The sequence below is a fragment of the Prevotella brunnea genome, assembly GCF_008016795.1.
GTDB lineage: Bacteria > Bacteroidota > Bacteroidia > Bacteroidales > Bacteroidaceae > Prevotella > Prevotella brunnea.
This window is the reverse complement of the sequence record NZ_SDIK01000022.1, coordinates 1-18,922: the sequence shown is the minus strand read 5'-3', so window position 1 is coordinate 18,922 and position 18,922 is coordinate 1. Positions and strand designations below refer to the sequence as shown.

The window sequence follows — 18,922 nt, the reverse complement described above, 5'->3', positions numbered from 1 at the left end:
TTAGAATCTGAAGTGAGCGAAAGCACGGTTAGCCTCAGCCATGCGATGCATATCTTCCTTACGCTTGTAAGCACCTCCCTGACTGTTGGATGCATCCATAATCTCGGCAGCAAGTTTTTCAGCCATGCTCTTTCCACCGCGTTTGCGCGCAAAAGCAATCATGTTCTTCATTGACACACTTTCCTTGCGATCAGGACGAATCTCTGTCGGTACTTGGAATGTCGCACCACCAATTCGGCGACTCTTCACCTCTACTTGAGGCGTGATATTGTCGAGTGCCTGTTTCCAAATTTCAAGCGGAGACTTCTCTTGGTCTTTCATCTTTGTCGCTACAATGTCCAACGCGGCATAGAATATTTCGTATGAGGTATTCTTCTTACCATCATACATAAGATGATTAACAAATTTTGAGACCTTTTGGTCATTAAACTTTGGATCCGGTAAGATCACACGTTTCTTTGGTTTTGCTTTTCTCATTTTATATTAAAAACTTTTATTAGTCTGCGGAGGCTGTCGTCTTTTCCGTTCTTCAAAATCCACTCTTGGACTTTTACTCAACCTTGTGATTAACAATTCTCCAGCAAAACTTATTTTGACTTTTCTATTGTTTTCCTCTCATTTACCAACCTTCTCCGACTGTTAATTGAAAGGCTTTACAACCATTCAAGTTCCCTTCCCTGTAAAGGGAAAGAAACTCAAACGATTATTACTTCTTAGCTGCTTTTGGACGCTTTGCACCGTACTTTGAACGGCGCTGTGTGCGGTTTGCAACACCTGCGGTATCAAGCGTACCGCGAACGATGTGATAGCGTACACCAGGGAGATCCTTAACACGACCACCACGAACCAACACGATACTGTGTTCCTGTAAGTTATGACCTTCTCCCGGTATGTAGGAGTTGACTTCCTTTTGGTTTGTCAAACGAACACGGGCAACCTTACGCATTGCCGAATTAGGCTTTTTAGGTGTTGTAGTATAAACACGAACACAGACTCCACGACGCTGAGGACAATTATCCAAAGCCGGAGACTTGCTCTTTTCTACAATCACTTTTCTGCCATTTTTTACCAATTGTGAAATAGTAGGCATAATTGAATTTATTATATATTATTATTTTGTTTGTTATCAACCTGTTAAAACGCCAATGCACACCTTAATATATATGAAGACACGCATAGAGGTGTTTCGGGGTGCAAAGGTACAAACTTTCTGTTAAAAGACCTAAGAATAAGAAAAAGAATAACTTAGCTCATTTATATAATTAACAATAAATAACTTTTGTATCGTTATTTAACATTCGTCTCGTCATCCATCCGTTTAAAATTTCCAAACATCGTTGCAACTCATTCCCTTATCGCAGGCTTCTTGCGAAACAGCTGCCATCCCAATCCTCACATTATAAATGCAATATTGCACGTAAAAAATCATGTTTTTAACCCATAGTGTCCTAAATATTTTCATTCTATCAGTACAAAGCTTAACTTTCACGTTCCGAAAGCTGACCTTTTGCAATGCAATAGGTCATGAATTGAAGTGCAAAAGCTCACCTTTTAGATCATAATCAATATCACATTGATTATCAGAAGGTTACGAAATGCTATCCGAATGTTGTTTTTGTCATATTATTTCGCAGCGATGGTCGGGTCGCTTTTTTCGGTAACAAGAATCTGTTTTCCACCGTCTAAACATGAATTGAAAACATGAGGAGCCGGGTGCTGTTCGGCATTGGAGCACGACACGTCAAGTCGCATGATCGGATGCAACGCATCGTGAGTTCTCTAAAAATATTTAGGACACCATGGATAAAAACGAGCAAACAGACCATCCCCAAAAATAAACAGGGGCAATCTGATTAGTTTGGCTTTTTCCATTATTACGCCTCGCCCTTGTTTACACCGAAGGGGGCTATTGTGCGTGGTTGTTGGTTAGGGATATTTATTTTACCAAATTCCGCTTCGTATCTGATGATATTCTCCTGTAACGCGCCCAACAAGCGTTTAGCGTGTTCGGGGGCCATCACCACCCTACTGGAAACAGAAGCCTTGGGTATGCCCGGAAGCATGGTTACGAAATCTATCACAAATTCCGAACTGGAATGGGAAATGATTTGAAAATTGGTATAAACACCTTTTGCCAATTCGGGACTTAAATCTATTTGCAACTGCTGACCTTGTGGTTTTTGATTGTTATTTTCCATTTCTTCTTTTGATTATTGATTTAACTGATGCAAAGTTAATGTAAATAAGGGAAAGCAACAAGAAAACATCATCATCTTTTTCCACGTAAAAGATCATAAGCCAACAACAAGACGTAGAAAATGAAAGGAAATGATTAAAGTGTGCTTACTTGGACGCAAGTAAAAAAAACGTGTATCTCTGTACAATGTTCGCACGCAAGAAAATCAACCTCCCGGGCACTGTCAATATCACGGTTGTGAACAAAGCGCATAACAATTCGCAGATTACCTTTTGCAATGTTCCATTAAAAAAACGGTTACACGTCCATTCCCAATGCGAATATAGAGTTACGCCTCATTCCGAAAAAGGATTGAAAAAAAGAGGACATACCATAGGCATGTCCTCTTTTTATTCAAAAGTATAGAGATTTATTCCTCTTCGACTTCGTTACCATCTTGATCGGTGAAGTCGAGAACGTTCTTTTTATTGGCCTCCATACGCACATGATCTTCTTTTGAGCCGACAACGAGTCGTTGCCACTGACGAAGTCCGGTTCCCGCAGGAATAAGATGACCACAGATTACATTTTCCTTCATACCATCCAATGTATCGCTCTTAGCCCGGATAGCGGCTTCGTTGAGCACCTTGGTTGTCTCTTGGAAGGAAGCGGCACTCATGAAGCTCTTCGTACCCAAAGCGGCACGAGTGATACCCTGCAGCATCTGGGTGGCTGTGGCTTGAACGGCATCGCGCACTTGAACCAACTTGAGGTCGCGACGCTTCAGGCTGGAATTCTCATCGCGGAGTTTGCGAACGGATAGGATTTGTCCCTTGTAACAATTTTCCGAGTCGCCGGCATCGATAACCACTTTCTTGCCCCATATTCTATCGTTCTCTTCGGAGAAGTCGAGCTTATCAACCAACTCTTGTTCAAGGAACGTGGTATCGCCCGGGTCTTCTATGCGAACTTTACGCATCATCTGACGCACGATAATCTCAAAGTGTTTGTCGTTTATCTTCACACCCTGCAAACGATACACGTCCTGAACCTCATTAACGATGTATTCCTGTACGGCGGTAGGACCTTTGATAGAAAGAATGTCTGCCGGTGTAATGACACCATCTGAAAGTGGGGTTCCGGCACGAACGGCATCATGTTCCTGAACAAGTATCTGTTTGGACAGACTTACGAGGTACTTGCGTTGTTCACCGGTTTTTGAAGTGATAATTATCTCACGATTACCACGCTTCACTTTACCCATTGCCACCTCACCATCGATTTCTGAAACCACGGCAGGATTGGATGGATTACGCGCTTCGAAGAGTTCGGTAACACGTGGAAGACCACCGGTGATATCGCCTGCGCCTCCAACAGAACGCGGTATCTTTACAAGCGTTGTTCCGGTCTTGATTTCAGCACCATCGCGCACAATCTGCTCAAGGTGTCCGCCCACCGGAAGGTTATAAGTTCCGAGAATATCCTTATCCTCATAAACGCCATTAGCACCTTTCTTCGCGCCTTTCTTAACGACATCCACAGTGGGCACTTTACCCTTGTCGCGAGATTCGGTGATGATGCGTTCGGTCAAGCCGGTAGCATCATCGGTTTCCGCCTTGTAGGTAAGACCTTCAGCGACATCGTGAAGCCGAAGCACACCTGCATATTCACTGACGATAACGGCATTGAACGGATCCCACTTACAGATAAGATCACCCTTCTTCACCTTATCACCATTCTTGAAATAGAGTGTGCTACCATAAGGAACGCTCTCCGTCAAAAGCACAATACCGGTATTCTGATCAATGAACCTAATTTCAGCCAAGCGGCTTACTACCTTTTGGCAGGCTTTATCCTCATCGTCAACAAAAGGAACGGTGCGAAGTTCATCAAACTCCACTTTGGCATCATTCTTTGAGGTGATGGTAGCGTTCGCTGCGGCGTTTCCGGCTACACCTCCGGCGTGGAAAGTACGAAGCGTCAGCTGTGTTCCGGGCTCACCAATAGCTTGTGCGGCAATAACTCCGACTGCTTCGCCCAAGTGTACCATGCGCGCAGAAGCAAGGTTGCGACCATAACACTTTTGACATACTCCGCGCTTACTCTCACAAGTAAGAACAGAACGAATCTCCACCATCTCCAACGGAGACTCGTCTATCATCTTGGCTTTCTCTTCCGTAATCTCCTCACCCGATGCAACAATGAGTTCTCCCGTGGTAGGATGGATGACATCGTGAACGGAGACACGCCCCAAAATGCGCTCAAAAAGAGAAGCAATGACCTCATCGCCGTTCTTCAATGCCCGACATTCCAAACCGCGAAGTGAACCGCAATCTTCTTCAGTGATAATCACATCGTGAGAAACATCCACCAAACGACGCGTCAAGTATCCTGCATCGGCTGTCTTCATAGCCGTATCGGCAAGACCTTTACGAGCACCATGCGAGGAGATGAAGTATTCAAGCACCGACATACCTTCCTTAAAGTTTGAAAGGATAGGGTTCTCAATGATCTGTGCTCCTTCGGCACCTGCCTTCTGTGGCTTTGCCATCAAGCCTCGCATACCTGCCAGCTGCGCAATCTGGTCGGCAGAACCACGAGCTCCCGAATCAAGCATCATATAGACAGCGTTGAAGCCTTGATCGTCCTCAACCATGTGTTTCATAACGCTCTGTTTCAGTTTGTTGTTCACGTGTGTCCACGCATCAATCACCTGATTGTAACGTTCTTTATCGGTGATGAAGCCCATTTCATAATTCGCCTTCACCTGATCGACTTCTGCCTGCCCTTTACCGACAATATCGACTTTTTCTTCGGGCACGATAATATCTCCCAAGTTGAAAGATAAACCGGCGGTATAAGCCATGCGATAACCCAAGTTCTTGATACCATCGAGGAAAGCACACGCACGCGCCATACCAACGGCTTTAATCACCTCGGCAATGAGACCGCGAAGTGATTTCTTGGAAATGATATCGTTAAAGTAGCCTACCTCTGTCGGGATAATCTGATTAACTATCACACGACCGATGGAGGTTTCAACCATATGTTTTTGAAGTTTTCCATCAATAAGGTCGTCAACGACAACCTTTACTTTTGCGTGCAAATCGCAACGACCTTCGTTATGAGCGATTATCGCCTCTTCAGAGCCATAGAAGCATAAGCCTTCACCCTGTGCACCCGGACGGAACTTGGTGATATAATACAGACCCAGCACCATATCTTGGGATGGGACGGTAATAGGTGCACCATTGGCAGGATTCAAAATATTATGACTCTGGAGCATCAAGACTTGCGCCTCAAGGATTGCTTCGTTACTTAAAGGAAGGTGTACTGCCATTTGGTCGCCATCAAAATCGGCATTGAATGCCGTACAAGCCAATGGATGAAGCTGTATGGCTTTTCCCTCTATCAGCTTAGGCTGGAAAGCTTGAATACCCAAGCGGTGGAGCGTAGGAGCACGGTTCAAGAGTACGGGATGTCCCTTCATAACGTTTTCCAAGATGTCCCAAATAACCGGTTCGCGACGATCTACAATTTTCTTAGCACTCTTCACGGTCTTCACGATACCTCGCTCGATGAGTTTACGAATAATAAACGGCTTGTAAAGTTCTGCCGCCATGAGTTTGGGAAGACCACATTCGCCCATCTTCAATTCCGGCCCAACAACGATAACCGAACGAGCCGAATAATCCACACGCTTACCAAGGAGGTTCTGACGGAAACGTCCTTGCTTACCTTTTAGTGAATCGGAAAGCGACTTCAATGGGCGATTGCTCTCGCTCTTTACGGCTGACGATTTGCGACTATTGTCGAACAAAGAATCGACGGCTTCTTGAAGCATACGCTTTTCGTTGCGAAGAATTACTTCGGGAGCCTTAATCTCAATCAGGCGTTTCAAACGATTGTTACGAATGATAACCCTTCGATAGAGATCGTTCAAGTCGGATGTGGCAAAACGCCCACCATCCAACGGAACCAAAGGACGCAGTTCGGGGGGTGTTACGGGGATAATCTTCATTATCATCCATTCCGGACGATTAATTCCTTCCGATTGACGGAAAGCTTCCACCACTTGCAAACGTTTCAGAGCCTCTGTCTTGCGCTGCTGACTGGAATCCGTAGTGGCACGGTCGCGAAGTTCACCGGCAAGATGATCCAAATCTATCCCAACCAAAAGGTCATAAACAGCCTCTGCGCCCATTTTCGCAATGAATTTCTTGGGATCGGAATTATCCAATCGCTCATTCCCCTCGGGTAGTCTGTTGTCAAGAATGTCCAAATATTCCTCTTCGGAGATAAGATCGAATTTATGAGATCCGTTCAGTTCTTCGTCCGTATCGGCATTTTTCATTCCTTCAACGACACCGGGTTGGATGACGATATATTTCTCATAATAGATTACCGAATCCAATTTCTTGGTGGGAAGTCCCAACAGATAGCCAATCTTGTTAGGAAGGCTTCTAAAGTACCAGATATGAGCAACGGGAACAACCAGTTCGATATGACCGGCACGCTCACGTCTAACCTTCTTTTCTGTTACCTCTACGCCACAACGATCGCAGACAATTCCCTTGTATCGGATACGCTTATATTTACCGCAACCACACTCGTAATCCTTTGTCGGACCAAATATTCGCTCACAAAACAAACCATCGCGTTCCGGTTTATAGGTACGATAATTTATTGTTTCAGGCTTAGTTACCTCACCATAGGAATTCTCAAGAACTTCCTCAGGAGAAGCAAGTCCTATTGTAATTTTGTTGAAATTACTCTTAACCTTATTATCTTTCTTAAAAGCCATTATTCTTCAATTTTTGAGGTGTTCGTATTAGTCAAGTTTAACACTCAAGCCCAAACCGCGGAGTTCATGTAATAACACGTTAAGCGATTCCGGAATACCCGGCGTAGGCATGGGCTCGCCCTTGACAATTGCTTCATAAGCCTTGGAACGTCCAACAACGTCATCCGACTTAATGGTAAGAATCTCTTGAAGGATATGCGATGCGCCAAATGCCTCGATCGCCCAAACCTCCATTTCTCCAAAACGCTGACCACCAAACTGTGCTTTACCTCCAAGAGGTTGTTGCGTTATAAGAGAATACGGACCAATACTGCGTGCGTGCATCTTGTCTTCTACCATATGACCGAGCTTTAAGAAGTAGGTCATGCCTACTGTTGCCGGCTGGTCGAAACGTTCTCCGGTTTCACCATCATAAATATAAGTGGAACAGAGGTTTGGCAAGCCTGCCTTATCCGTCCATTCTTTCAACTCTTCCAATTTAGCTCCATCAAAGATTGGAGTAGCAAACTTTATTCCCAACTTACTCCCGGCTGCGCCAAGGATAGCCTCAAAAATCTGTCCGAGGTTCATACGCGATGGCACACCCATTGGGTTCAAGACCAAATCTACCGGACGACCATCTTCCAAGAAAGGCATATCCTCCACACGAACCACTTTAGAAACGATACCTTTATTTCCATGACGACCCGCAAGTTTATCACCAACTTGAATCTTACGTTTTTTCGCGATATATACCTTCGCCATCTGCAACACTCCCGACGGTAGTTCATCGCCAATGGTGATGGAGAATTTCTTACGTTTCAATTCCGCGTCCATCTGCTTGAACTTGCGGATGTAATTCATGATGACTTGCTGAATCAAAGAATTGGTATGTTCGTCATCCGTCCATCCATTAGATTGAATGCCTTCATAATCAAGGTTCATCAACATCGCGATGGTGAATTTACTGCCCTTCGTAATAATTTCAGCATTGGAATAATCCTTTATTCCTGCCGACACCTTATCCTTGGTAAGTAGGACAAGCTTATCTACCAGCAACTCCTTTAGGTCTTTATTCTTTGCTTCTTGCTCTTCGTCAAGTTTTTTAAGTGTTTCTTTATCTCGGCGTTTGCTTTCACGAGTCTTTACGGCACGAGCGAAGAGTTTCTTATCAATGACCACACCGCTCAAAGACGGATTGGCTTTTAACGAAGAATCCTTAACATCCCCCGCCTTATCCCCAAAGATGGCTCTTAGCAGTTTTTCTTCCGGCGAAGGATCGCTCTCTCCCTTTGGTGATATCTTACCAATCATGATATCACCCGGTTCTACGCGTGCACCAACCCGAATGACACCGTTCTCATCAAGGTCCTTTGTGGCTTCTTCACTTACATTGGGTATATCGGAAGTGAACTCCTCTACACCGCGTTTTGTTTCTCGAACCTCCAGGGAATATTCATCCACATGGACTGAAGTCAGTACATCCTCACGAACCATCCTCTCTGAGATTACCACAGCGTCCTCGTAGTTGTAACCTTTCCATGGCATATAGGCAACAAGCAGATTTCTACCTAATGCTAACTCGCCGTTTTCCGTTGCGTAACCTTCCGTCAGGATGTCGCCCTTCTTCACGCGCTGACCTTTATCGCAGATGGGACGAAGATCGACAACCATGTTTTGGTTCGTCCTTCTGAATTTAGGAATACGATATTCCTTTAATGCCGGCTCAAAACTTACGAATTCTTCTTCTTCGGTACGGTCGTAAAGAATACGAATGGTAGTGGCATCAACATATTCTATCACGCCATCTCCCTCTGCCGTAATCATGGTACGAGAATCCTCGCATACCTGTCGTTCCAATCCTGTTCCAACGATTGGAGCATCATTGTGCAACAAAGGTACAGCCTGACGCATCATGTTACAGCCCATGAGAGCACGGTGACCATCATCATGTTCCAAGAAAGGAATCAATCCTGCCGAAACGGAAGCGATCTGCTGAGGAGATACATCCATCAGCGACACCTCGTGAGGTTCAACTACGGGATAGTCGGCATCCTGACGACATTTCACATAACTACGAATAAATGTACCATCAGGATTCAAAGGAGCATTGCCCTGTCCTACAGGCAAATCCTCCTCTTCTTCAGCTGTCATATAAACAACATGGTCGTTGTCAAGATCAACCTTTGAATCCGTTACTTTTCTATAGGGTGTTACAATAAAGCCAAGTTCATTTATTTTCGCATAAAGGCAAAGAGAGGAAATCAAACCAATGTTAGGTCCTTCAGGAGATTCAATCGGGCAAAGACGACCATAATGCGTATAATGCACATCACGTACCTCAAAACCGGCACGTTCACGAGAAAGACCACCGGGACCCAATGCAGAGAGGCGACGTTTATGTGTTACTTCAGCCAAAGGATTGGTCTGGTCCATGAACTGACTCAGCGGATTGGTTCCAAAGAATGAATTGATAACGCTGGATATGGTCTTGGCATTAATCAAGTCGGTTGGCTGGAACACTTCGTTATCGCGAACATTCATGCGCTCACGAATGGTTCTACTCATACGAGCCAAACCAATAGAGAATTGGTTTGCCAACTGCTCACCCACGGTACGTACGCGCCGATTCGACAAGTGGTCGATATCGTCAACCGTAGCGTTTGAATTGACAAGATTGATGAGATATTTGATAATCTCAATGATATCATCTTTGGTCAAGACACGTACATCCATGTCTGTGTCAAGCCCCAACTTCCTGTTAATGCGATAACGCCCAACTTCACCTAAATCATAACGTTTGTCGGAGAAGAAGAGGTTTTGGAAGACTTCCCGTGCACTGGCATCATCAACAGCATCAGCATTTCTCAACTGACGGTAGATGTAATTAACAGCCTCTATCTCAGAGTGGCTTGGATCTTTAGCGAGTGTATTGAAAATGATGGAATACATATTCGCAATTTCCTCGTCTTTGTGCAAAAGAATGGAAGATACTCCACTCTCAAGTATTTCCCCAATGTTCTCCTCGCTGATTTCAGACTCACGTTCCACAACGACTTCGTTTCTTTCGATGGACACCACTTCACCCGTATCTTCATCAACGAAATCCTCGTTCCAACTTTTCATTACATTGCCGGCAAGCTTTCTTCCGATAGCCGCCTTCATATTCTTCTTATTGACCTTAACTTCCTCGCAAAGGTCAAAAATCTGAAGAATGTCTTTATCGCTTTCAAAACCAATCGCACGGAGCATTGTTGTAACAGGTAGCTTCTTCTTACGATCGATGTACGCATACATGACATTGTTAATATCCGTAGCAAACTCTATCCAAGACCCTTTGAACGGAATGATACGAGCACTATAAAGTAAAGTACCATTGGCATGTACGCCTTGTCCAAAGAATACCCCCGGAGAGCGATGAAGTTGGGAAACAACAACTCGTTCAGCACCGTTAATTACGAAAGTGCCATTAGTGGTCATATAGGGAATAGTACCTAAGAACACGTCCTGTATAAAGGTTCCGAAATCCTCATGATCCGGGTCCGTACAATACAATTTCATCTTAGCCTTCAAGGGGACGCTGTAAGTCAGTCCACGTTCAAGGCATTCCTCAATGGTATAGCGAGGCGGATCAATATAATAATCCAAGAATTCAAGAACAAAATTGTTACGTGTATCGGTAATGGGAAAATTCTCTACAAATACCTTATAGAGACCGTCATTCTTACGTTCCTCCGGTGGAGTATCCAATTGCAAGAAATCGCGGAACGACTTCAATTGCAAATCAAGAAAATCCGGATAAGGATACGGATTCTGAACACTGGCGAAGTTTATTCTGGGTTTATTCTCTGTTGCCATAAATTAAAATTGAAAATAAAGTGTAACTTGAAATACACCTATCGGATTAAATCCGAATAATTGTCGAAAGACACAAAAAGGTTAGGACCTGCCTACTTAGCAAATCCTAACCGAATTTCTATACATTGCGCATAACGTTAGTCAATGACAACGCCATGAACAACATCTGCTATGAGAATTACTTCAATTCTACCTTAGCACCTTCTGCCTCGATAGCTTTCTTCAAGTTCTCAGCTTCGTCCTTAGACAAGCCTTCCTTCAATGTAGAAGGAGCACCATCAACGAGGTCTTTCGCCTCTTTCAAGCCGAGACCGCAAGCCTCTTTAACAGCCTTAACTACCTTCAGTTTGCTTGCACCTGCTTCAGTGAGAACAACGTCAAACTCTGTCTTCTCAGCAGCAGCATCAGCGGCACCGGCTGCACCGGCTGCGGGACCAGCAACTGCAACAGCTGCAGCAGCAGGCTCGATACCATACTCGTCCTTCAGGACTGTTGCCAACTCATTTACTTCTTTAACAGTAAGATTTACTAACTCTTCTGCAATAGCTTTTACGTCTGCCATTTTTATTCTAAATTTTAATTTTTATCTTTAAAAAACTGTAACTAATGACTTTATTAAGATTATTCCGGACGCTCGCCTAAAGTCTTAAGCACACCATGAATGGTGGTTGCGCCTGATTGTAGAGCTGAAAGAACGTTCTTCGCAGGAGATTGCAGCAATGCCACAACGTCGCCAATGAGTTCATTCTTGCTCTTGAGAGCTGCAAGTTCTTCGAGCTTATCTGCCCCCACAAAGATTGTCTCTTCAGCATAAGCTGCCTTTAGAGCTGGAATTCCTTCCTTCTTATAATCTTTTAGGAGTTTTGCGGGAACATTTGCTGTTTGTGCAAACATCACAGCAGTGTTACCTGTCAAAGAACCATACAGAGGTTCATAATCAACATCCGAAGCCTCAAATGCCTTGTGAAGAAGTTTGTTCTTCACAACAACCATTTTTATCTCACTCTTGAAGCACTTTCGACGGAGAGCACTGGTAGCCTCAGCATTTAACCCTGTAACATCTACAAGATAAAAATGAGGATATTCTTTCAGCTTCTCACCGAGTTCAGTGATAATCGTATCTTTTACTTCTTTTTTCATCTTACAAAACTTTTAGAGTTACTCAGCTGATTTAGGATCAATCTTGATACCCTTACTCATTGTGCTTGAAATAAAGATACTCTTAATATATGTACCTTTAGCAGCAGCAGGCTTCAACTTGATAACGGTTGAAATAAATTCTTTCGCGTTACCATAAATCTGTTCAGGTGTCATGCTAACCTTACCAATTGATGTGTGGATAATTCCCGCCTTATCAACCTTGAAGTCAATTTTACCTGATTTAACATCCTTAACTGCTTTAGCAACATCCATAGTCACAGTACCGCTCTTCGGGTTAGGCATCAAACCGCGAGGTCCGAGCACACGTCCTAAAGGACCTACCTTACCCATGCAAGACGGCATCGTAATGATAACATCAACATCTGTCCATCCGCCCTTGATCTTGTCAATATATTCATCAAGACCAACATAATCAGCACCGGCTTCCTTAGCGGCAGCCTCCTGATCAGGAGTACAGAGACAGAGCACACGCGTTACTTTTCCCGTTCCGTTAGGCAATGTTACCACGCCGCGAACCATTTGGTTAGCTTTGCGAGGATCCACGCCAAGACGGATATCAATATCGAGAGAAGCATCAAACTTAGTAGTGGTAATTTCTTTTACCAATTTTGAAGCCTCTTCCAAAGTGTATGCCTTCCCTGTTTCAACCTTCTCAGCTACTGATTTCTGATTTTTTGTCAGTTTACTCATTTCTACTTTTGAAGTTTAAAATTATTTACCAGGGAAGTCACCTTTTACAGTGATACCCATACTACGTGCAGTACCGGCTACAAGTTTCATAGCACTCTCAACCGTAAAGCAGTTGAGGTCTGTCATCTTGTCCTCTGCAATCGCTCTGACCTGATCCCAGGTTACGGAAGCGACTTTCTTGCGGTTAGGCTCGCCTGATCCGCTCTTAATCTTTGCTGCCTCGCGCAACTGAACCGCTGCGGGAGGAGTCTTGATTATAAAGCTGAAAGACTTATCGGTGTAGTAAGTGATGACAACTGGTAGTACTTTTCCAGCTTTATCCTGGGTACGGGCGTTGAACTCCTTGCAAAATCCCATGATATTAATACCCTTGGAACCCAGTGCAGGTCCTACGGGAGGGGAAGGATTTGCAGCGCCACCTTTAATCTGTAATTTGATTAATCCAGCAACTTCTTTAGCCATTTCTTTTGTTAATATTTAAAATTGATTACTATAAAAGAAGAGGTATTCGTAACAATACTTTAATCTTCTTTTCCGACTTGCATAAAACTCAGCTCCAAAGGATTCTGACGTCCGAAAATCATCACCATCACCTTCAGCTTATGTTTCTCATTGTTCACTTCTTCAATGATACCATGGAAACCACTGAAAGGTCCGTCGGTAACTTTCACAGATTCGCCTACTTCGTATGGGATGTTCTGAATATCTTCCAATTCGGATTCTTCCACATTACCCAGCAAGCGATTAACCTCGGACTGACGAACGGGAGTAGGTTCGGACATTCCACCCAAGAATCCAAGTACATTAGGCATATACCGGAGTTTGGAAGCAACTTCCGAATTCATAATGGCTTGAACAAGCACATAGCCGGGAAGACTTAACTTCTCGGAAACTACACGTTTGCCATTGCGCATGGTTGCGTGTGTCTCGGTGGGCAATAAAACCTCTGAGACATACTGCGCAAGTTTGCTGTTCTGTCGCAACTCAGCATCGATGTATTCTTTCACCTTTGCTTCCTTGCCACTAACAGCACGAAGAACATACCATTTCTTTTCTGTTTCAGCCATTTTTCCTAAACTTTTAACCCGGATAGACAAAATCCATCACATGCTGTGATATAAAATCAAAAACGAACACAATCAAAGCAATGACAAGGGAAGCAGATAATACAACCATTGCAGTGTGTGTAAGTTCAGCAGGTGTAGGCCATGTGGTCTTATGCGCAAGTTCGTCGTAGCAAGTCTTGCAGTAATTTACTATCTTCTTAAACATATTATCTTTCTTTAGCACGGGTTGAAGGACTCGAACCCTCGACACCTGGTTTTGGAGACCAGTGCTCTACCAACTGAGCTAAACCCGTATATAGAGTTTCCATATTTTGGAAACTCTATATATGATGTATGTGATTAGTCTTCGTAAACTTCAGTGATCTGACCGGAACCTACCGTACGACCACCCTCACGAATAGCGAAACGCAGACCTGTGTTCAAGGCAACAGCATAGATAAGCTCAACCTTGATTTCAACGTTATCACCCGGCATAACCATTTCAACGCCTTCCGGTAATGTAATTTCACCGGTGCAATCCATGGTACGGAGATAGAATTGAGGACGATACTTGTTACCGAATGGTGTGTGGCGACCACCCTCTTCTTTCTTCAAGATATAAACAGATGCCTTGAATTTCTTGAAAGGCTTAATCTGACCCGGATGGCAAAGAACCATACCACGTTTGATTTCTTCTTTGTCAATACCACGGAGAAGCAAACCTACGTTATCTCCTGCCTGACCTTCGTCCAAAATCTTACGGAACATCTCAACGCCGGTTACAGTGGATTTCTTATCTTCGCCGAGACCGAGCAATTCTACTTCATCACCTACGTGGATAACACCTGTTTCAATACGACCTGTAGCAACAGTACCACGACCCGTGATAGAGAATACGTCTTCAATAGGCATCAAGAACGGTTTGTCAGTAGCACGAGGAGGTTCTTGAATCCACTCATCAACGGTATTCATAAGTTCCATGATCTTATCTGTCCATTTCTCAACGCCATTCAAAGCACCAAGAGCGGAACCGCGAATGATAGGAGTATCTTCCTCGAACTCATACTGGTCAAGAATTTCACGAACTTCCATTTCAACGAGCTCGAGCATTTCCTCATCCTCAACCATATCGCATTTGTTCAAGAACACAACCAAACGAGGTACGTTCACCTGACGAGCGAGCAGAACGTGCTCACGAGTTTGAGGCATAGGACCGTCGGTAGCAGCTACTACAAGAATGGCACCATCCATCTGAGCAGCACCAGTAACCATGTTCTTTACATAGTCGGCGTGTCCCGGACAATCTACGTGCGCGTAGTGACGCTTTTCCGTTTCGTACTCAATGTGTGAAGAGTTGATGGTAATACCACGCTCTTTTTCTTCAGGAGCGTTATCAATCTGATCGAAAGACTTAGCATCTTCACCACCAAATCCCTTATCGTGAAGAGTCTTAGAGATGGCAGCTGTCAAAGTAGTCTTACCGTGGTCAACGTGACCAATTGTACCAATATTAACGTGCGGTTTGGTACGCTGAAATGTCTCTTTTGCCATAGCTTTTTATTTTATTTATATAAATGAATTATCTTTGTTTTTCTCTATCTTTTACTAAGATAAGATTGTAGAGCTGTAACTGAGAGTTGAACTCAGGACCTCTTCCTTACCAAGGAAGTGCTCTACCACTGAGCTATTACAGCAAAACCGTGAGCGGAAAACGGGGCTCAAACCCGCGACCCCCAGCTTGGAAGGCTAGTGCTCTATCAACTGAGCTATTTCCGCATGTTTATCTAAACTATCTCTTGCCCATATTGGGAGTCGAAGGTTAGATGTTTCTTTTATCGAGTGGGTAGTGATGGATTCGAACCACCGAAGCAAGAAGCAGCAGATTTACAGTCTGCCCCATTTGGCCACTCTGGAAACTACCCTTATCATCTATATTGTTTTCTCGTAGTGGAGCCTCTTGTCGGATTCGAACCAACGACCCCGAGATTACAAATCACGTGCTCTGGCCAACTGAGCTAAAGAGGCAATTGCAGCCGCTCGGCCACTTGCGTTTCCACTTGTCGTAAAACGGCTGCAAAGGTAATGCTTTATTTTTTATCCTCCAAGAAAAAAGGATTTTTTTTAATAATTTCTTTGTTTTTCTTTTACCTTGGTAAGTTGTACCTTCATTGCGTCCAAGCATAAATCAACGCCTTCCTCGAACGTATCGCAGGTCTTTTCCACATATAAGTGGCTTCCCGGAGCTGTTACCGTAAGGCTGGTTGTTTTATTTAATGCTGTCGCAGGTTTCTCTACCTTTAATTGCACCTCAACTTTCTGAATTTCCTCGTAAGTTCTTTCTAACTTCTCTACCTTTTTAATAATAAAGGCTTCCAACTTCTCGGTAGTGTCAAAACGAATTGCTTGAATTTTAATTTCCATATTTGCCTCCTTTTTTTGAAAGGTTAAGCCCGTGGGTGGGCATGTTTATAGACTTCTTTCAATTGCTCGAACGTTGTATGCGTATAGATTTCGGTGGTCGTCAATCGCTCATGTCCCAACAATTTTTTCACACTCTCCAAACCGGCATCGTGATTAAGCATGGCTGTCGCAAACGTATGTCGAAGTACGTGTGGACTGCGTTTTTGAAGTGTAGAGACAGACGACAAGCTCTGTCTAACCATTGCGTAAATCTGTGACCTTGCTACGCGTTTTCCTTTTTCCGAAAGGAATATGGCTGCCGATTTCTTGTCAATCTCCTCATCTCGTTTACGCATATACGCCTTAAGCGCCATGTATAGTTCGTCGCCGAAAGGAATGATGCGCTGTTTGTTTCTCTTCCCCGTAACTTTGAGTTCTCGCAAGTCAAAATCAACATCACTGTCATCCAGTCCGACCAATTCCGCCAAGCGAACCCCCGTAGTATAGAATGTCAGGATGATGGTACGTGCGAGAACGCTATTGTAGTCATCTGTCCATTCCTTCGAGTCGAGTAGTTCGTTCACTTCCGACTCTTTAAGAAACTGTGGCAAGGGTTTCTCCCGTTTAGGTCCTTGTATGCCGTAAGTAGGATCGTTTTGCACCAGTTTTCTTTTCAAGGCATAACGATAGAATGTTCTCAGAGCACTCAGCTTCCTATTGACGGAAGTAGCTTTCATGCCTTTATCCATCATGGATTCTATCCAATCGCGAACGAGATCCGAATCAATCACTTCCCATGTCAGGGATTTTTCGATAGTCTTGAAAAACAGCTGAAACTCTTTCAAATCCCCACTGTAGCTCTTTAGCGTCAACAGTGAACTATTTCGCTCCAACAATAAATAATTCAAGAAATCCTCAATCCTCAACACGTCACGAATAATTGGTTATTGGCAACGAATTTACGGAAATTATTTTGAACTACCAAATTCTACGCGATTTTTTATTCTTCCGCATCACGAAGCTTCTGTACATAGATGGCGCGTTCCATCTTCAAGCGCCTCTTAACAGAAGGTTTGTCAAACTGCTGACGTGAACGAAGTTCTTTTACGACACCTGTTTTTTCAAACTTTCTCTTAAATTTTTTGAGAGCTCTTTCGATGTTCTCACCATCCTTTACCGGTACAATAATCATGCTTTTTGTTTTAATTATTTAATTGTTAAACATTTACAAAGTGGCATGTGCCAACTTTAGCGGTGCAAAATTACAGTTTATTTTCCTAACTACCAAATATTTATCGGATAAATGCAAATTTCGCGACGTTTTAAAGGTTGTAGTGGAAAGATTCCAACGATGCACGTCCCTTTCGCGAGAATCCTCGCAAACCAGTGTGAGCTCCTATTTTTAATATGAATATCCGGTTTGCAACAGTCGGAGGTTTTTCGCTCGGGTCTCATTCATGATCAGGAACAAGTCAACAATCCACCATATACCGGCACCACCACAAGTAATCAGTTTCAGAACTCCCAATCCGATATCACCGATGTAGAATCTGTCAATTCCCAATTGCCCCAAAAGAATCGACAAGATGATGGAAATCGTAGGATCTTTCATCATCGAAAATCGTAGATTTGCCGTGTGGAGGTCCATTTCCATCAAGCTGCGTTTCACAAGTTCCCATGCCTCAAATGGGATTTTTCCGCCATTTACTGCCAGTAATTGTTCCACTTGAATTGTGTTCATAGTTGTAAGGCTTTTGAAATTTTATATATGCAATACGTTACGTACAACCAACCAAACAAAAAAAATCACGATATAGGTCCAAACAACATACCGGTGTTCCGCTATCCTGCCCCATTTTGACTTCCATTTTCCTATGGGTAGCACCCAAAGCAAGCACAAAACCAGCAAATAGGGCAGTGCAAGCAACAAGAAATAATTGTAAGAGATAGCCTCTCCGAAATTGCCGTGAAGTGCAGCATGCAAAAACCGCTGCGCTCCGCAACCCGGACAGCTGTAACCCGTTAGCAACTTAACGGGACACTTTGGGGACAACCGATACTGAGCAGGATTTAACAGAAAGTAAAAGCTGCCAATTGCAATTGCCCCCAACAGCAAAAAGGCGATCTTTCTCAACCCTTACTGATTAAGGAGATCCGCAAGAGAGCCAAAACCAAAAATGCCGAAATAGGCTAAATTGCATACCACGGAAATGATAACTCCTATCCAGCACCATTTCTTCACGTCATTGGCAGTTGCCACAGCCAACTCGTACTGATTGGTCATATAATAGGTATTCACCTTATTTGCCAAGATAATCGCATAAATGCCCAAAGGCAAGCAACAACAAATAGTTGTAAAAATGGCAAATATCAGGTTATTGTTAGGTTTCGGAGGCATTACATTGCCTGCACTCCCATTCTGTCCCATGCCATCATTGGTAAAATTTTCATTCATAGTCTTTGGTTTATTAATCAATTGTTTTAAAAGTTGAGTTCAAAAGTACGAAATTATTATCAATGCCACAAATCCCCAATAGTTTTTTTTAGCAATTCCATAAAAGCGATCAGCATATGGTACTGTCCTATAAAAGTGTGTAAGCCCCTTTTTCTTATCTTTGTTTCGGAAAAAATATTATTACTGTCCGCTAAACATCCCACATTTTTTATGAATTAGGGCTGACACTTCTCACGAGGTATCAGCCCTTTTTGTTATCTTTGCTTTTGTTTCCCAACTCAGATAACATGGGCAAAAGTACACATTTTACCGGACAGCAATAATGAATTATCTTGTCTTATACGGATTTAGCT

18 protein-coding genes and 5 tRNA genes are annotated in these 18,922 nt (G+C 43.5%); all 23 read right to left on the bottom strand.

The annotated features are described in order from the left end of the window. The 23 genes from rpsG to ETF27_RS03360 all read right to left on the bottom strand — a co-directional run bounded on the left by rpsG (nt 1) and on the right by ETF27_RS03360 (nt 18,569). Complete coding sequence (gene rpsG / locus ETF27_RS03470) at nt 1–477, bottom strand: 30S ribosomal protein S7 (RefSeq protein WP_130830064.1); 477 nt, start codon at nt 475–477, stop codon at nt 1–3. A gap of 229 nt (nt 478–706) precedes the next feature. Continuing rightward, the gene (gene rpsL, locus ETF27_RS03465; RefSeq protein ID WP_025875841.1) at nt 707–1,090 is read right to left on the bottom strand and encodes a 30S ribosomal protein S12; all 384 of its coding nucleotides are present in this window, start codon (nt 1,088–1,090) and stop codon (nt 707–709) included. 784 nt (nt 1,091–1,874) lie between these two features. Beyond that, complete coding sequence (locus ETF27_RS03460; protein ID WP_130830065.1) at nt 1,875–2,198, bottom strand: DUF3467 domain-containing protein; 324 nt, start codon at nt 2,196–2,198, stop codon at nt 1,875–1,877. Between the two features lie 408 nt (nt 2,199–2,606). Beyond that, complete coding sequence (gene rpoC / locus ETF27_RS03455; RefSeq protein WP_130830066.1) at nt 2,607–6,980, bottom strand: DNA-directed RNA polymerase subunit beta'; 4,374 nt, start codon at nt 6,978–6,980, stop codon at nt 2,607–2,609. A gap of 27 nt (nt 6,981–7,007) precedes the next feature. Next, nucleotides 7,008–10,817, bottom strand: a complete 3,810-nt coding sequence (gene rpoB, locus ETF27_RS03450; RefSeq protein ID WP_130830067.1) for a DNA-directed RNA polymerase subunit beta — start codon at nt 10,815–10,817, stop codon at nt 7,008–7,010. A gap of 178 nt (nt 10,818–10,995) precedes the next feature. Next, complete coding sequence (gene rplL, locus ETF27_RS03445; protein ID WP_130830068.1) at nt 10,996–11,379, bottom strand: 50S ribosomal protein L7/L12; 384 nt, start codon at nt 11,377–11,379, stop codon at nt 10,996–10,998. A 59-nt stretch (nt 11,380–11,438) separates the two neighbouring features. Further along, nucleotides 11,439–11,957 (bottom strand): 50S ribosomal protein L10, encoded by a 519-nt coding sequence (gene rplJ, locus ETF27_RS03440; RefSeq protein WP_130830069.1) that lies wholly within the window; start codon nt 11,955–11,957, stop codon nt 11,439–11,441. 18 nt (nt 11,958–11,975) lie between these two features. Continuing rightward, nucleotides 11,976–12,668, bottom strand: coding sequence for a 50S ribosomal protein L1 (gene rplA, locus ETF27_RS03435; protein ID WP_130830070.1), 693 nt, complete (start codon nt 12,666–12,668; stop codon nt 11,976–11,978). A gap of 21 nt (nt 12,669–12,689) precedes the next feature. Then, nucleotides 12,690–13,130, bottom strand: a complete 441-nt coding sequence (gene rplK / locus ETF27_RS03430; RefSeq protein WP_130830071.1) for a 50S ribosomal protein L11 — start codon at nt 13,128–13,130, stop codon at nt 12,690–12,692. A 59-nt stretch (nt 13,131–13,189) separates the two neighbouring features. Then, nucleotides 13,190–13,735, bottom strand: a complete 546-nt coding sequence (gene nusG / locus ETF27_RS03425) for a transcription termination/antitermination protein NusG (protein WP_130830072.1) — start codon at nt 13,733–13,735, stop codon at nt 13,190–13,192. A 13-nt stretch (nt 13,736–13,748) separates the two neighbouring features. Continuing rightward, on the bottom strand, nt 13,749–13,940 hold the full coding sequence (gene secE, locus ETF27_RS03420) for a preprotein translocase subunit SecE (RefSeq protein WP_130830073.1): 192 nt from the start codon (nt 13,938–13,940) through the stop codon (nt 13,749–13,751). A 15-nt stretch (nt 13,941–13,955) separates the two neighbouring features. Then, nucleotides 13,956–14,028, bottom strand: a tRNA-Trp gene (locus ETF27_RS03415). A 46-nt stretch (nt 14,029–14,074) separates the two neighbouring features. After that, complete coding sequence (gene tuf / locus ETF27_RS03410) at nt 14,075–15,265, bottom strand: elongation factor Tu (RefSeq protein WP_130830074.1); 1,191 nt, start codon at nt 15,263–15,265, stop codon at nt 14,075–14,077. A gap of 71 nt (nt 15,266–15,336) precedes the next feature. Continuing rightward, nucleotides 15,337–15,408, bottom strand: a tRNA-Thr gene (locus tag ETF27_RS03405). Nucleotides 15,409–15,417: 9 nt separating this feature from the next. Next, nucleotides 15,418–15,490 (bottom strand) — tRNA-Gly (locus ETF27_RS03400). Nucleotides 15,491–15,554: 64 nt separating this feature from the next. Beyond that, a tRNA-Tyr gene (locus ETF27_RS03395) sits at nt 15,555–15,636 on the bottom strand. A 26-nt stretch (nt 15,637–15,662) separates the two neighbouring features. Continuing rightward, a tRNA-Thr gene (locus ETF27_RS03390) sits at nt 15,663–15,739 on the bottom strand. A 96-nt stretch (nt 15,740–15,835) separates the two neighbouring features. Further along, on the bottom strand, nt 15,836–16,135 hold the full coding sequence (gene hpf, locus ETF27_RS03385; RefSeq protein ID WP_130830075.1) for a ribosome hibernation-promoting factor, HPF/YfiA family: 300 nt from the start codon (nt 16,133–16,135) through the stop codon (nt 15,836–15,838). Nucleotides 16,136–16,158: 23 nt separating this feature from the next. Beyond that, a complete protein-coding gene (locus ETF27_RS03380) occupies nt 16,159–17,043 on the bottom strand; it encodes a tyrosine-type recombinase/integrase (RefSeq protein ID WP_130830076.1) in 885 nt (294 codons plus the stop codon). A 71-nt stretch (nt 17,044–17,114) separates the two neighbouring features. Then, on the bottom strand, nt 17,115–17,306 hold the full coding sequence (gene rpsU / locus ETF27_RS03375) for a 30S ribosomal protein S21 (RefSeq protein ID WP_130830077.1): 192 nt from the start codon (nt 17,304–17,306) through the stop codon (nt 17,115–17,117). Between the two features lie 210 nt (nt 17,307–17,516). Further along, nucleotides 17,517–17,855 (bottom strand): TM2 domain-containing protein, encoded by a 339-nt coding sequence (locus tag ETF27_RS03370; RefSeq protein WP_130830078.1) that lies wholly within the window; start codon nt 17,853–17,855, stop codon nt 17,517–17,519. Nucleotides 17,856–17,876: 21 nt separating this feature from the next. Then, nucleotides 17,877–18,143 carry a DUF2752 domain-containing protein gene (locus ETF27_RS11430; protein ID WP_255418189.1) on the bottom strand — a complete coding sequence of 89 codons (267 nt, stop codon included), beginning with the start codon at nt 18,141–18,143 and terminating at the stop codon, nt 17,877–17,879. A 108-nt stretch (nt 18,144–18,251) separates the two neighbouring features. Next, nucleotides 18,252–18,569: a CD225/dispanin family protein gene (locus ETF27_RS03360; protein WP_130830080.1), complete on the bottom strand. Its 318-nt coding sequence runs from the start codon at nt 18,567–18,569 to the stop codon at nt 18,252–18,254. Nucleotides 18,570–18,922 lie beyond the last annotated feature (353 nt).

Excerpts from the sequence above, each read along its gene's own strand:
- rpsG (WP_130830064.1), bottom strand. The coding sequence starts at position 477 with ATGAGAAAAGCAAAACCAAAGAAACGTGTGATCTTACCGGATCCAAAG.
- rpsL (WP_025875841.1), bottom strand. The coding sequence starts at position 1,090 with ATGCCTACTATTTCACAATTGGTAAAAAATGGCAGAAAAGTGATTGTA.
- ETF27_RS03460 (WP_130830065.1), bottom strand. The coding sequence starts at position 2,198 with ATGGAAAATAACAATCAAAAACCACAAGGTCAGCAGTTGCAAATAGAT.
- rpoC (WP_130830066.1), bottom strand. The coding sequence starts at position 6,980 with ATGGCTTTTAAGAAAGATAATAAGGTTAAGAGTAATTTCAACAAAATT.
- rpoB (WP_130830067.1), bottom strand. The coding sequence starts at position 10,817 with ATGGCAACAGAGAATAAACCCAGAATAAACTTCGCCAGTGTTCAGAAT.
- rplL (WP_130830068.1), bottom strand. The coding sequence starts at position 11,379 with ATGGCAGACGTAAAAGCTATTGCAGAAGAGTTAGTAAATCTTACTGTT.
- rplJ (WP_130830069.1), bottom strand. The coding sequence starts at position 11,957 with ATGAAAAAAGAAGTAAAAGATACGATTATCACTGAACTCGGTGAGAAG.
- rplA (WP_130830070.1), bottom strand. The coding sequence starts at position 12,668 with ATGAGTAAACTGACAAAAAATCAGAAATCAGTAGCTGAGAAGGTTGAA.
- rplK (WP_130830071.1), bottom strand. The coding sequence starts at position 13,130 with ATGGCTAAAGAAGTTGCTGGATTAATCAAATTACAGATTAAAGGTGGC.
- nusG (WP_130830072.1), bottom strand. The coding sequence starts at position 13,735 with ATGGCTGAAACAGAAAAGAAATGGTATGTTCTTCGTGCTGTTAGTGGC.
- secE (WP_130830073.1), bottom strand. The coding sequence starts at position 13,940 with ATGTTTAAGAAGATAGTAAATTACTGCAAGACTTGCTACGACGAACTT.
- tuf (WP_130830074.1), bottom strand. The coding sequence starts at position 15,265 with ATGGCAAAAGAGACATTTCAGCGTACCAAACCGCACGTTAATATTGGT.
- hpf (WP_130830075.1), bottom strand. The coding sequence starts at position 16,135 with ATGGAAATTAAAATTCAAGCAATTCGTTTTGACACTACCGAGAAGTTG.
- rpsU (WP_130830077.1), bottom strand. The coding sequence starts at position 17,306 with ATGATTATTGTACCGGTAAAGGATGGTGAGAACATCGAAAGAGCTCTC.
- ETF27_RS03370 (WP_130830078.1), bottom strand. The coding sequence starts at position 17,855 with ATGAACACAATTCAAGTGGAACAATTACTGGCAGTAAATGGCGGAAAA.
- ETF27_RS03360 (WP_130830080.1), bottom strand. The coding sequence starts at position 18,569 with ATGAATGAAAATTTTACCAATGATGGCATGGGACAGAATGGGAGTGCA.